The organism is Polaribacter sp. Hel_I_88 (assembly GCF_000687935.1).
Lineage (GTDB): Bacteria > Bacteroidota > Bacteroidia > Flavobacteriales > Flavobacteriaceae > Polaribacter.
Genome location: NZ_JHZZ01000001.1, coordinates 3,178,509 through 3,192,370, shown reverse-complemented (window position 1 = coordinate 3,192,370; position 13,862 = coordinate 3,178,509). Strand labels below are relative to the sequence as shown.

11 protein-coding genes are annotated in these 13,862 nt (G+C 27.7%); 3 read left to right on the top strand and 8 right to left on the bottom strand.

Going from position 1 to position 13,862, the window contains the following annotated elements; genetic code table 11:
• Window positions 1–6: 6 nt before the first annotated feature.
• On the top strand, window positions 7–1,182 hold the full coding sequence (locus P161_RS0114110) for a hypothetical protein (RefSeq protein ID WP_231494750.1): 1,176 nt from the start codon (window positions 7–9) through the stop codon (window positions 1,180–1,182).
• The gene (locus P161_RS0114105) at window positions 1,176–2,690 is read left to right on the top strand and encodes a glycoside hydrolase family 2 TIM barrel-domain containing protein (RefSeq protein ID WP_026777574.1); all 1,515 of its coding nucleotides are present in this window, start codon (window positions 1,176–1,178) and stop codon (window positions 2,688–2,690) included. Before P161_RS0114110 ends, P161_RS0114105 begins: the two co-directional genes overlap by 7 nt.
• Before the next feature lie 113 nt (window positions 2,691–2,803).
• Here the strand turns inward: P161_RS0114105 and P161_RS18680 are convergent, their stop codons facing one another.
• Together P161_RS18680 and P161_RS0114095 are read right to left on the bottom strand one after the other, a co-directional pair.
• A complete protein-coding gene (locus P161_RS18680) occupies window positions 2,804–4,024 on the bottom strand; it encodes a glycosyltransferase (RefSeq protein WP_036841518.1) in 1,221 nt (406 codons plus the stop codon).
• Window positions 4,025–4,127: 103 nt separating this feature from the next.
• Entirely contained in the window at window positions 4,128–5,387 is a 1,260-nt protein-coding gene (locus P161_RS0114095; RefSeq protein WP_026777573.1) for a sugar isomerase, read from the bottom strand.
• A 152-nt stretch (window positions 5,388–5,539) separates the two neighbouring features.
• Here P161_RS0114095 and P161_RS0114090 point away from each other — a divergent pair, with 152 nt between their 5' ends.
• Window positions 5,540–7,609 (top strand): lipopolysaccharide assembly protein LapB, encoded by a 2,070-nt coding sequence (locus P161_RS0114090; RefSeq protein WP_026777572.1) that lies wholly within the window; start codon window positions 5,540–5,542, stop codon window positions 7,607–7,609.
• Between the two features lie 136 nt (window positions 7,610–7,745).
• On the opposite strand, the gene P161_RS0114085 is transcribed toward P161_RS0114090, so the two are convergent.
• From P161_RS0114085 to ccoG, 6 genes are all read right to left on the bottom strand, one after another.
• Window positions 7,746–8,450 carry a LytTR family DNA-binding domain-containing protein gene (locus P161_RS0114085; protein WP_026777571.1) on the bottom strand — a complete coding sequence of 235 codons (705 nt, stop codon included), beginning with the start codon at window positions 8,448–8,450 and terminating at the stop codon, window positions 7,746–7,748.
• A gap of 77 nt (window positions 8,451–8,527) precedes the next feature.
• On the bottom strand, window positions 8,528–10,255 hold the full coding sequence (locus P161_RS0114080; protein ID WP_036841514.1) for an ATP-binding protein: 1,728 nt from the start codon (window positions 10,253–10,255) through the stop codon (window positions 8,528–8,530).
• Window positions 10,255–10,794, bottom strand: coding sequence for a heme NO-binding domain-containing protein (locus tag P161_RS0114075; RefSeq protein ID WP_026777569.1), 540 nt, complete (start codon window positions 10,792–10,794; stop codon window positions 10,255–10,257). Before P161_RS0114075 ends, P161_RS0114080 begins: the two co-directional genes overlap by 1 nt.
• Before the next feature lie 213 nt (window positions 10,795–11,007).
• Entirely contained in the window at window positions 11,008–11,706 is a 699-nt protein-coding gene (locus P161_RS0114070) for a sulfite exporter TauE/SafE family protein (RefSeq protein WP_026777568.1), read from the bottom strand.
• A gap of 79 nt (window positions 11,707–11,785) precedes the next feature.
• Window positions 11,786–12,232: a FixH family protein gene (locus P161_RS0114065; RefSeq protein WP_026777567.1), complete on the bottom strand. Its 447-nt coding sequence runs from the start codon at window positions 12,230–12,232 to the stop codon at window positions 11,786–11,788.
• Between the two features lie 119 nt (window positions 12,233–12,351).
• Window positions 12,352–13,773, bottom strand: coding sequence for a cytochrome c oxidase accessory protein CcoG (ccoG, locus tag P161_RS0114060; RefSeq protein WP_026777566.1), 1,422 nt, complete (start codon window positions 13,771–13,773; stop codon window positions 12,352–12,354).
• Between the last annotated feature and the right edge of the window lie 89 nt (window positions 13,774–13,862).

The window sequence follows — 13,862 nt, the reverse complement described above, 5'->3', positions numbered from 1 at the left end:
TGTTTTTTGAGTGCTACATTTTACGCTCAAAACATAAAAAATGATGCTCCAAATTTTTTATTACTTACAACACAAAACACCTTTGAAGCTGGCACTGAAGTTATACTTTCTTTTGAATCATCAACCAATATAAAACCACAATTATATTGTTCAAATAGTTATGGAAACACACTTGTATCTCCTGTTTTAAAAGATGAAAGACTTACCTATAGAATTCCAAAATTCATCACTAAAAAAAGAGGATATGTTTTTTGGAAATTGATTACTGAACAAAACCAAATTTCTGGAAATTTTGAAATTACGCCTCAATTAAAAGCGAACTCTTTAGAAACCTATTTAGGACCTCCAAGCATTGAAGCTGGTGGAACAGATTTTACAATGTTGGTGGTAATTCCTACAGATTCTTTAGACAATCCTTTGCCCGAAAATACGATTGTAAATACCAAACGTCAATTTTTAAAAGATGAAATTGAAGAAGATATAAATACAAAAAACTTACTCGGTTTTAAGAACATTTTTTCTCCCAACAAAGATGGACGAATGATTATTTCATCTAGTACATCATCTCTAAATTCTAAAGAATTTGATGTAAATGTTACACCAGCAATCGCCACAAATTTTGAAATTTTTGTTGATAGAAATCATGAATATGCAGATGGCAATCAAATTAGCACATTTTCTACATCAGTTATAAAAGATAAAAATAACAATATTATTAGTGATGGTAGTTTTGTATATTTCTACATCACCAATAGTAAAAATAACGTTCTAAAAACTACTGGAACTACCATCAATGGTGTTGCAAAGGCAAAAATGATTCATCCAGATCATGAGGAAACCTGGCAAGTAAAAGCTTATTTTTTAGGAATTGCAGAAAGTAATATCATTACTGTTTCCTATAAAAAAGCCGTTCAAGATTTTTCTGTAACTTTTTCAAAAGATAACAGAATGCTTACAGTTGGGCCTCTTAAAAGTTTTATGAATCAATTAATTCCTGATGGTTTACAAGTAAAATTGACTATTTCTCAAAATAAAAAAATCATCAAAACCATTCTAAAAGACTCAAAAGATGGTTTTGCAAAATTTATGTTGGATAAAAATATCTACAAAAACGGAAATTACGATTTAGAAATTTCTACAGCTGGAATTATAAAAACTTTTAACGCAAAAAAGTTATGGTAAACAGCAATCGAAAATTATTGAGAGCCATTTTAATGCTAGGTTACGTTTTGGTGATCTGTATCATCGTGTTTTTAATAAGTTCTTTATATAGTTATTTTAATTCTGGTGCAGACAGAAGTAAAATTTTGCATACAGAAATTCAAAAACAAACCATTTACACACCAAAAATCACTTGGAAAAAAGATGGAAATGAAGGTAGAAAAATTAGCGAACAAACGTTAAATGAAATCGAAAACGATTATTTAGACGCTTGGTATGTGCAACATATTGCCTACAAAACAAACACTAAAATTGGTATTGACGATTATTTTACAAAAAATGCCAGAGAAAATATTTATGCTTTTATCGATGAAAATAAAAAAGAAAAATTAACGATAGAAAGCACTACTTTACAACACAATACAGATCTTTTATTCTTTTCTGAAGATGGACAATTAGCAGTTTTAGAAGATAAAAATGTAATTGAATACAAACAAGTTTTTAAAGATAAAAAACTCATTTTTGAAACTACAGAAATATCAGATTACAAGCTTATTCTTTTGTTAGAAGATGGTTTTTGGAGAATAAGACACAAAATAAAACAAGCCTCAAAACCTTACAAGTTCACTCCTATTCCTATAAATGTAGATTCCTTGGTTATAAAAGGTATCAATTATTATCCGCAAAAAACACCTTGGGATATGTTTGGGGATGCTTTTGAAATTAGAACCATTACCAAAGATTTTAAAATTATTAAAAATGCAGGTTTAAATAGCGTTCGTGTGTTTGTGCCTTATGAAGATTTTGGAAAAGCAACTGTAAAAAATGATAAACTTGAAAAACTAAAATTAGTTTTAGATAGAGCAGAAAAAGAAGGGTTAAAAGTGGTGTTAACTTTATTCGATTTTTATGGAAATTACGACATTTTAGATTGGACGTTAACCTACAAACACGCTTCAACAATTGTATCAACTTTTAAAAACCATCCTGCAATTTTAGCTTGGGATTTAAAAAACGAACCCAATTTAGATTTTGATGCTAGAGGAAAAGAAACTGTAATTGCTTGGTTAGAGAATTTAATTGTTTTAATAAAATCTGTTGATGAAAAACATCCTTTAACCATTGGTTGGTCCAACATAGAAAGTGCTACAATTTTAAAAGATAAAGTAGATGTAGTTTCTTTTCATTATTATGAAAATTTAAAAGACTTCGAAAAATCCTATCAATCTTTAAAAGACGAAATTCCAAATAAACCACTTGTTTTGCAAGAGTTTGGAGTTTCTTCTTATAGTGGTTTTTGGTGGCCTTTTGGACTTTCTGAAGATGAGCAAGCTACGTTTCATCAAGAAATACAAAAAGTCCTGACAAAGAATCAAATTTCTTTTATGTCATGGACTTTATATGATTTTGAAGAGGTTCCCAAAGAAGTTGTAGGGAAACTTCCTTGGAGAACTAATCCTCAAAAAAGATTTGGTTTTATTTCATCTGAAGGAGTTGAAAAGCCATCTTTTAAACACATTGCTAAATAAAAACCTAATGTGTATTTTGTTATTTTTTAATTTATAATTTTAAAGAAGTTTCAAGAAAAGGTTTAGGGAAACTCTCCTTGAAAACAACTCTTCAAAAAAGTTTTGGGGCTATTTTATATTGTAGATGTTTTAGAAAATTCGCTATCATATACTTTTTGATTTTTAGTACTAATCGATTCGAATTCATTTAAATACATATTTGTAATTCTTTCCATAGGGTATGCAGTTGCAGCCTTATAATTTGCTACTTCTAATTGAATTCTGTGTTGATTATTCGTAACAATTGCTTCAATTGCATTGGCTAAACTTGCCACACTTTCTGGCTCAAAAAACTCTCCTCTGTAACCTTCATCTTTAATTAAAGTGGCTAAATCTCCTAAATTTGGCATTACAACAGCTTTTCCATAACTTCCTGCTTGGTGCAAAACTCCAGAACTACCAGTTGTAGAAGTATAAGGAAAAACAACCACAGCACTTTCGTTAAAAATGGTTTCTACTTGGTTTTCTTCAACATACCCAGTAAATGTAATTTGAGGAACATTTTTATATTTTTCTTGTACACTTTTTAAATAACCAGGTACATTAGGATTGTCTGTTCCTGCAATAACAATTTCTAAATCTAAACCCGAAGATTTTCTAACTTTTTCTACAGCTTCAATCATATTTTCTACTTTTTTGTATGTTCCGAATTTACCAAAAGTCATTATTTTTAAAGCACCTTCAGGTAATGTATGTGAAGGTTCTGCAGGAATTTCAAAAGTTCCATGTGGAATCATTTTTACATTATCAACTTTATATTTTTCTTGTAATGTAGTTACATATTTATCCATAGTAACAGCAACCAAATCTGCTTTTAAGATTAGTTTTGTTAATGAAGTTCCTATAAAATTATATATTTTTTGAGCAATTTTGTTTGATGTAAAACCTGCACTTTCTAAATCTACTTGTTCCAAAATATTGTGTAACAAAACAATTGTAGGAATCCTTTTAATTTTACAGATCAAAGGCAAAGCCAAGCCTAAAGCAGCAGCAACTTTTTTATCGCCAAACTTCATAAACTGTAAATTGAATAAAACTGAATCTGGTTTAGTTTCGTTAATCGCTTTTGTAACATTAATGATGTTTTTGTAGCTATTAAACTTCCAACATTCTTTAACAGTAATTTTACATCCGTTTTCTGTAAAGTTGATGTCTTTTCCTTCTGGAGTTTCATCAGTTAACAAAACTAGTTCTGTTACTTTTTTACTTTGTCTAAAGCTTTTTACTAAATGATAAGCGTATTCGTTTAAGGTTACTTTACTTGGTGGATATGCTGTTACAATGGCTAATTTCATGAGTTTTGATTTTTAATTCTGATACAAATTTCTTAAATATTTGAGTCTTTTATGACCTAACAAGGCTGAAACACAAGTATGTTTAGATGAATGGAAAATACGTTTAGGTATTGTTGTTTTTTCTTTCTTTTAAGTTCGATAAAAGGAAAAAACTTAGTTGCATAATCAATAACAAAATCATTGCTATTATTTGAACGTGAACAACTTGCGCTAAAGAATTATGAAAGAAAACGATAAAAACAACTTGCAACATTCCAAATAAGCCAGAAAGTACAACTGGTATGTAATTATCTAAAGACAAATAGTAATAAGCAAAAATGTTAGACACTGCAAAAATTCCTGTTGCCAAAGCATATTGCCATAATAAAGGTGCAATATTCATGTAATCATTCCCAAATAATGCAAGGATAATTTGTTGAGGAAATAAGAAACAACTTGCAATAATTACGCTTGCAATAATAGCAATATAACTCACATATTTTAATAAAATTGGTAAGGTCGATTTTCCATCTTTTTTAAGTTGAATTACAGTTGGCAATAAGAGCATTACAAACATCCAAGCTATAAAATAAACAACTCTACCAATTAATGCCAAAGAAGCATATAAACCAGCATCTACAGCATTAAAATAGTGTTTTACTAATAAAATATCACTGTTATTTATAATGATTTGCGTTAACTCGTAAAATGCAGTAATTATAAAAAAGTTCTTTACTAATTTCTTTTGTGGTGCTTCTAATTTTATCGATTTAAAAAAAGAAAACTGTTGTATTTTAAAAGGAAATAAAGCCACTATAAAAGAGATAAAAATTCCGACTGCAATTAATATTGAAGATTCTATATGTAAAAAATATAACAATAAAAAAGTAATCAATAAACGACTTACCATTTCTCCTTGATAGGTGATTGAAAGTGATGTTAATTCTTTTTTCCCTTGAAATACACCTCTATTAACACTCATCAAAAAATAAAAAGGAATGCCAAAACCAAAAACAACAAACATGGTGGACGTTGTAGTTTTAAAGAATGTTTGCAATGCTGATGAAAACACGATAACTAAAAGCCCCAATAAAACTCCAACAATTAAAGAGTTCTTTAACATCGATGAAATAAAATTGGCAAAAACTGAACCTTCAAACAACACTGAGAATTTTGCTGTTACCAATTGAAAAGTCATGGCTACAAAAGAAAGTACCAATAAAAAAGTGATTAAAATTGCAGCATCTGCAAACTTTTCTGGCCCTAAATATCTACCTAAAATTAAATTATATAGATAGTTTCCACCATTTACTAACAAAACACTTAACATAAATAATTGTTCTGGTTGTATTTTGGTTTTTAAAGTTCTTAAAGTTGCTACCATTTTATTAAATTTAAAACTATATTGTTGTTTATTTTGAGCACAAATATCTAACAGAAAGGTATCTTATACTTTTATTTATCGTTGAAAAACGTTTAAGTTTAGCTTAATGATTCATCTCTAATGCTTAACTTGCATTCCATAAAAATCCTCTTATGCGTTTACAAATTTTATTCTTATTTTTTCTTTTTTCTATAAGCTTTACTAGTATTTCTCAAGAAATGCAAGAAGGTTTTACCTATTTAGAAACTGGTAAATATGCAAAAGCAGAAGTGTTTTTTAAAGAAATTCTACAGGAATTCCCAACTAACAAAACTGCAAGGTTATGTTATGGAAGAGCTGTTGGTTTGAGTGGAAACTCAAATAAAGCTCTAAATTTATTTACATCTCTTTTAAAAGATTATCCTACGGATTTTGAGGTAAAATTAAATTATGCAGAAGCTTTACTTTGGGACAAAAAATATGATGAAGCAAAAGAATTTTATCAAAAATTAGTGGCAGAAGATGCACAAAGTTTTCCAGCACTTTTAGGATATGCAAATACATTATCAAACTTAAAAGAGTATGAAAATGCACTTATGTATGTTGATAAAGCTTTAGCGGTTTTACCTGGAAATGCAAATGCCTTGGTTTCAAAAAAATATATGCGATTAGGTTTAGCAAGTACAAAAGTTACCGATTTAAAATATGGTGAAGCTGAAGCTATTTTAAAAGAAAATTTTGAAAGTTTCGAAAATGATAAAGAAACCTTATTGAATCTTGCAAACTTATATTTGATATCAAACCAAACAGAAAAAGCAAAAGAAACTTATAAAACCATTGGTTTAAATCCTGAAAATAAATTTACATCTTTAAACGGAATTGCTTTGGCTTTTCATCTTGATGGAGATGAAAAAATGGCTTTAGAAACCAGTGAAAAAGCGATGGCTCTTTTAACAGATAAAACCGATGCTGACTTTATAAAACAAACCAAAGAAAGATATATTCAGGCTTTAATTTGGAATAAAAAATACAAATTAGCTAAAAATGAAATTGATGCTTTATTTGAAAATACAGACAAACCTGAAAACTGGATGTACAGTTTAAGAGCAACTTTAAACATTTATAAAAGCGATTTTAAGAAAAGTGTTGCCGATTATAATTTAATTTTAGAAAAAGATAGTGCTTCTTTTGATGGTAATCTTGGTAAAGCCAATGCCCTAAAAGCTTTAGGCTATTATAAAGAAGCGTATAAAAGTGCAGAAAACACCTTGTCTTTTTACGAAAAACAAAAAGATGCTTCTAATTTTATTATTAGTTTAGACAAAGTTTTTACGCCTTATGTAGAGGCAACAACTTCGTATTCTTATGATAATGGAGACAATGAGGCCAATTCTTATATTGCAACTGCAAATGTGCCATTATCAATTCGTTTGGCTATTTTTGGAACCTATAATTATCGAGAAACATCCAATCCTATCAATAATTTAAAAGCAACTACCAATATTGCTAGTTTTGGTCTTTCGTATCAACTTTTAAATAATGTTGTTTTTAGAGGAAGTTTAGGAACCATAAAATCTGAATCTGAAGCTGCTATTTATAATCAACTTTTAATAGAATCGTCATTAAATATAAAGCCTTTTAAACTGCAAAATTTAGAGTTAGGCTACAGACGAGAAGTACAAAATTTTAATGCGGAATTATTAGACAGAGAAATTGTAATGAACAATTATATTGTAAATTATAGTTTAAGCACAAACTTTAAATTGGGTTGGTTTAGCCAATATTATTTTACTGATCAAAGTGATGCTAACCAACGAAATTTATTATTTACATCTTTGTATTACAACATTTTAGAGAAACCTTCTTTAAAAGCTGGAATCAATTATCAATACATTACATTTAAAGATCAAGTACCAACTATTTATTTTAGTCCCAATAGTTTTAACGCAGTTGAAGTATTTTTTAATATTATTAAAACGGAAGGTGAAGCTAAAAACAAAGCATTATTTTACGATTTAACAGCAGCTATTGGTTTACAATATATAGATGAAGATGCAAAGCAAAGTACCTACAGAGTTCAAGGAAAATTAGGCTATCGTTTTTCGGAAAGAAGTATTATTAACGTATATGGTTTGCAAAGTAATATTGCTTCTGCAACAGCAGCAGGTTTTACCTATACAGAATTCGGGTTACGTTTTCAGTGGTTCTTTTTAAAATCACCTTTATATAAAAGAAAAGATTAAGTTAATGACTTCTTTTTGATTATTGGTTTTCAAAAAATTATTTAGATAATTCCTTATTTTATGATTATCAAAAATACTTTAATTTTTCCGTTGATAAAATACTATCTAGTACACTAAAATTAAGTTTAGTTAGATTTTAAAGCAAATCTAATCGTTTCATTAATTCTGGTCTTTTTGATCTACTTACAGGAACTACATCTCTCTTAATCAACACACTATTATCTTCTATATCAATAATTTTTTTGATATTAATAATATAAGAACGATGCACTTTTAAAAATAAAGATTCTGGTAATTTTTCCTCTATTTTTTTAAGCGTAGAATGTACTGTGTAATTTTTATCTTCTGTTTTTATGTTGATGTAATCTCCTTTTGCTTCAATTAAATAGATGGATGGTAAATCGATTTTAATAAGTCGTCTATCTATGTTTACATAAAAATCGTTATCACTTTCTTTTGTAGTTTTTGAAGTAGTAGATGCTTTTGTTATTGACTTTCTCTCGGCTTTATCTATCGCTTTTTTAAAACGAGTTAGCTCTAAAGGTTTTAATAAATAATCTATAATAAAATCATATTCAAAAGCTTCTATAGCAAATTGAGGATCTGAAGTAGTTAAGATAATTTTTGGTGGATCTTTTAACGTTTTTATAAAATCTAAACCGTTAAAATCTGGCATATGAATATCTAAAAAAATTAAATCTACACTATTTTCGTTTAAAAACTTGATAGCTTGTATTGCATTGCTAAATTCTTCTACAACAATAAGATCTGAAATTTGATTGCAAAGAGTGCTAGTGATAACTCTTGCCATTTTTTCATCATCAATAATGATACATTTCATAGGGTAATTTATTTAGTCTTCTAAAATACTACTTTTGTAGAAATGCCAAAGCAAAATTTTTAGTTTTTTGAATAAATTTATAAAAGATTCTTTTTAATTGTAAAATAAAAGGTAGTTCCTTTATGTATTTCAGATTCTAGCCATATTTCTCCTTTATAGATATCTACAATTTTTTTTACGATAGATAAACCTATTCCTGATGAGTTTTGTGCCACTTTTAAAGATTGAAATATTTTAAAAATTTTCTCAAAATATTTTTTTTCAATACCAATTCCATTATCACTTATAGAAAATTTGTAAAAAGAATTTTGATCTTCAACATCAATATTGATAATGCCTTTTTCTTTGTCATTAAATTTAATAGCATTTCCAATTAGGTTTTGAAAAATTTGTTGGTATTTTATTTTATCGCCTTTTACAATGGGTAACTTATGTAAAACATTAATGCTAATATTATCTGGTATAAACAAAACGTGATTTAAATCTTTAATCAAAAAATTTAAATCTACTTCTTTAATTTCTTCTGAAATAGAGTCTAAACTAGAGTATCTCAAAATATCTGAAATAAGAGTTTCCATAGTTTCTAAAGTGAGGTCTATAGCATCAAAATTTTGCAAACTTGTGGCATCAAATTTATCTTGATTATCTATTTTAATCCAAGTTGTTAAGGCTGCAATACTTCTTAAAGGCGATTTTAAATCGTGAGAAACAATATGTGCATATTCATTTAACTCTTCGTTACTTTTAGCTAATTTGTCTAAAAGTTCTTTATTTTTTAATTGTACTTTTTTAATTTCTCTTAAATTAATAGCACTTTTTAATTGAACAGATACTAAACTCGCTATATTTTCAATTGTTTTTTTGTGTTCTTCTGTAAAGTAATTTTTATGTTTATATTCTGAGTCTATAACAGCAATTACTTCTCCACCACTAATAATTGGCACTGTTATTTCCGACAATCTATAAGCATCATCTAAAAAATATCTAGTGTCTTTACTTGTATCATTTACAATTTCGGATATACCTGTTTTTGCAACTTGACCGATAATTCCCTTATTTAAAGGAATTACTATTCTGTTGTTAGGTTTTCTACTTTTAATTTCATCGCTGCTAAACCTTGCAATTTCTTCTAAAACGTTTTTTTCTTTATTTAATAGATAAATTACACAATCTTCAGTTTCTAAATAGTTTGCAATTGTTTGAGAAATTTCTGTAGCAATTTCAAATATATCTTCTTTTCCTAAGATAGATTTTGCAGTATTGTTTATTAAATCTAATATTCGTTTTTTCTCTCTCTCTAAGGTAACATCTTTAATAATACCCTGTGCTGCTATAGGTTTATTAAATTTATCGTAGATAATACTGGCATTAATATTTACCCATTTTACTTCATTATTTTTAGTAATAACCCTTGAAGCGTAATCTAAAAAATGTCCAGTTTTTATAAGCTTTTGAAATGATTCATATGCATAAGAGTAGTCTTCCTTAAAAAAGAGTTTTGCCGTATTTAAACTTTCGTTTTTTAAATTATATCCAAATAACTCTTGAGCTTTTTTATTCATTTTTAAGACATTACCTTTCAAATCTATAACAAGGTAAGCATCATTAATATTCCTAAAAATACCTTTAAGTATAGATGTTTTTTCCTTTAAAAGGTTGCCAAGTTTTTCATTAACTTGTTTTAATTCTTGAGAAGTATTATATAATTCTAAAGACTTATGTTCAAGTATTTTTTCTGCTTCTTTTCGAGCATTTTTTTGACGCTTTAAAGCTCTTTCTAATATATCAGTTTTGTTCTGACTCATTATTTTTTATTAATAAAAAACCTAACTTCTGTACCATCTTCTTTAATTTTTTCTAAATTAATAGTAGCCTTTGTATTAAAATGTTCGAACGTTTTATTCATTAAACCAAGTCCAAAATGGTGCATTGCTCTACTAGATTGATAAACCACTGTCAAAGAATTTTCTTTTTTTTCTTCTACTAAAAAAGTAGGTAATTCAGCATCTGGATATATTTTTCTAACCTCTACATGAATATGATTTTCTATAGAGGATATCATTTCTATAGGATCTTTATAGGTTGCTAAAAGACCTGGGTAACTTGTTTCGATGATTCCAAAAAAATGTTCTCCATAAATTAAAAGTAAATCATCGATTGCAATACCTGTATTTTTATTTAAATTTTGAAGTAACTGTAGCATTTCAGAAAAACGATATGTACCTATGGAAGTATAAACTCCTTCAGATTCTAATTTAGATTGGTGGATAATTTTATCAACCATTTTTATACCAAATTTATCTTCTACTAAGTCTAAAAATTCTGTAAAAACAATTCCTTTCATAATTATATTTTAAATTTATTATCATCTTTAAAAAGAAATTTTTTCTTCTAAAAATTCGAATATAATAAAAGTAAAATTAAATTATTTATTTTGAAAGCTTTTTATAATCTGTTAAAAATAGGGTTAACTTTAGTTCACATGAAAGAATATACAGGTAAATGGTTTTTAAATTAGATATTTGAGATTGTACCTAATCTTAAAAAGGGAATGTACTTAATGACAAACTGCGTTATTTGTAACAACATCTAAAACAGGAGCAGGAGAAACATAAGGAATACCTAAACCTAAACCTCTTACAATAAACAAAACACCAATAAAAACAACTAAAACTGGAATTGCTTTTTGTATATTTTTCCTAAAATTGCCTTTGGTAAAATTACCTAAATAAACAAAAGCTGTCATTAAAGGAATTGTGCCCAAACCAAACAAAAACATATACAAACTTCCTGAAAATGCATTTGAGGTTGCTAAAGCACCAAAAACAGCCATGTAAACTAAGCCACAAGGTAAAAATCCGTTTAAAAAACCGATGGTAAAAAAGGTGTCATTTCCTTTCTTTTTCAACTCTTTTCCCAAAGAATTTTTGATTTTTAAAATTACAGTACTTATTTTTTTTGATACTGATAATTTTTGTAAAATTTTTGGAAATAAAATGGTAATTATCATTAAAACTCCAACAATAATGGAGAGTTGTTGCTGAAAGCCAAAGAAATAAAAACCTTTTCCTAAAAACCCAAAAAGTAACCCTATTAAACTGTAAGTAAACAACCTACCTAAATGATAACTTAAAATTTGAAAAAAACCTTTTGTTTTATTTGTTCTATCAATAGGCAACATAAACGCAATAGGTCCACACATGCCAATGCAATGAAAACTACCTAATAAACCGAATATAATTGCTGATAAAAGCATCCTTGAAGTATAATAATTAATGATAAAAGCTTCACAAAAATATAGGGATTTTTTTGTGTAACTTTTTTAATAAAAGTGATTAATAAATCAATTCTTTTTTAAACAAATAGTCCGTATTTTTGTGTTTCCAAGCAATTTTAATGTTCCAGCGACCATCTAATAAACGTTGTTCAGGCACGAGCAAATATGTATCAGAAGTTGAAATAGGTATTTCAAAATCTAATTGTTTATTAGATGGTCTATATAGGAACACTTTTCCTTCTAACTTTTCATTTAGAAATTTATTGGGGAATTTAATTTTTAAGCCTTCATTATTTTTTTGAATTGATATTTCTTCTCCTAAATTTTTAAAGTTTTTTTCAGCATCAATCTCATCTTGATATGCTAATTCTTGCTGATAATATTGTTCTGTTACCAAATCATGACTAAAGTTATGATCTGTACTCATAGTAATCACTAAATACAAAATAAAGGACATAAAAGCTACAATGGCTATTACAATTCCTGTTCCCCAACCTATTTTCATAATTTCTAACTTTTATTTTAGCGAAACTCAGAGTAATTAATTACGAATTTCGTTTCTTTTTTAAAATACTTTTCAATCTACTTCCAACTTCAAACCCCAATCTTCCAACTTCAAACTTTCTACCTATAACTTCTAGGTCCTAAAAAGTTAGTTTCTGTGGTTTCTATTAATTTATCGCCACTAAAAACTCCAATTTCTAAATCCATGTTAGATCCTTTTAAAAGTGCAGCATTTAACTCTATAAATAAAGTTCCTTCTGCAGCCCCTTGCTTTGGAACTATAAAATTATGATTAGAAACTAATTTAATTTCACCTTTGTGAGATAATATTTTATAGCTAACATTTTGGATGTCTTTCGTGGTTTTATTAATCACTTTAAAAGTATATACGTTGCTAATAATGTTATTTTCTTTTTGCTGATATAATTGTCCTGGTAATCTTAAAATAGTTGCTTCAACATTATTTCTTAAAAATAACATTCCTACTAAAATTCCTGTTAAAATTAACAAAACTGCTGAATAACCTTTTATTCTGGCATTAATTTTAAAAGGTTCTTTTTTGGCAATATTATCTTCACTTGCATATCTAATTAATCCTTTTGGTAAGTTGATGCTCTCCATAATATGATCACATTCATCTATACAAGCTGTGCAATTTACACACTCTAATTGTGTACCATTTCTAATATCGATTCCTGTTGGGCAAACCACAACACACTGTTTACAATCGATACAATCTCCTTTTCCTAAAGCTTCTCTATCTTCGTTTTTCTTAAATTTAGATCTTCCTTCCTCACGTTCTCCACGTTTATAATCGTAAGCAACATTTATAGTTTTATCATCTAATAAAACACCTTGTAACCTACCATAAGGACAAGCAATAATACAAACCTGTTCTCTAAACCAAGCAAACACAAAATAAAAAACACTTGTAAAAATTATTAAAGATATAAGTGTATTAATATTATCTAAAGGATTCCCTGTAATGTAGCTAATTAGGGTATCTCCACCAATTAAATAAGCTAAAAATACATTTGCGATTATAAAGGAAATCACAAAGAAAAGAAACCATTTTAGCAGTCTTTTTTTAATTTTATCAGCATTCCAAGGTTGTTTATCTAAACGAATTTGTTTTCCTCGATCACCATCAATCCAATATTCAATTTTTCTAAAAACCATTTCTAAAAAAATGGTTTGTGGACAAATCCATCCACAGAAAACACGCCCAAAAATTACCGTAAAAAGAATAATAAAAACAACACCAACAATCATTGAAATTACCAATAAATAAAAATCTTGTGGCCAAAAAGGAAGTCCGAAAATATTAAACTTTCTTTCTAAAATATTAAATAATAAAAACTGATTTCCGTTTATTTTAATAAAGGGTGCTGACAATAAAAAGATTAATAGAAAATAACTTACATAACTTCTGTATTTATAAAATTTTCCACTTGGCTTTTTAGGAAACACCCAAGAACGTTTACCTTCTTTATTGATGGTTCCAATAGTATCTCTAAATTGTTCGTTCTCGGTATTTTCCATACTAACTAAAAAAAACTAACTTTTACTATTTTATAATTTTGAACAACTTCAAAATTTACTACTCTTCTACTCTAAACTTCAAGCTTCAA

Coding starts and splice junctions, on each gene's coding strand:
- P161_RS0114105 (WP_026777574.1), top strand. CDS start 1,176: ATGGTAAACAGCAATCGAAAATTATTGAGAGCCATTTTAATGCTAGGT.
- P161_RS18680 (WP_036841518.1), bottom strand. CDS start 4,024: ATGAAATTAGCCATTGTAACAGCATATCCACCAAGTAAAGTAACCTTA.
- P161_RS0114095 (WP_026777573.1), bottom strand. CDS start 5,387: ATGGTAGCAACTTTAAGAACTTTAAAAACCAAAATACAACCAGAACAA.
- P161_RS0114090 (WP_026777572.1), top strand. CDS start 5,540: ATGCGTTTACAAATTTTATTCTTATTTTTTCTTTTTTCTATAAGCTTT.
- P161_RS0114085 (WP_026777571.1), bottom strand. CDS start 8,450: ATGAAATGTATCATTATTGATGATGAAAAAATGGCAAGAGTTATCACT.
- P161_RS0114080 (WP_036841514.1), bottom strand. CDS start 10,255: ATGAGTCAGAACAAAACTGATATATTAGAAAGAGCTTTAAAGCGTCAA.
- P161_RS0114075 (WP_026777569.1), bottom strand. CDS start 10,794: ATGAAAGGAATTGTTTTTACAGAATTTTTAGACTTAGTAGAAGATAAA.
- P161_RS0114070 (WP_026777568.1), bottom strand. CDS start 11,706: ATGCTTTTATCAGCAATTATATTCGGTTTATTAGGTAGTTTTCATTGC.
- P161_RS0114065 (WP_026777567.1), bottom strand. CDS start 12,232: ATGAAAATAGGTTGGGGAACAGGAATTGTAATAGCCATTGTAGCTTTT.
- ccoG (WP_026777566.1), bottom strand. CDS start 13,773: ATGGAAAATACCGAGAACGAACAATTTAGAGATACTATTGGAACCATC.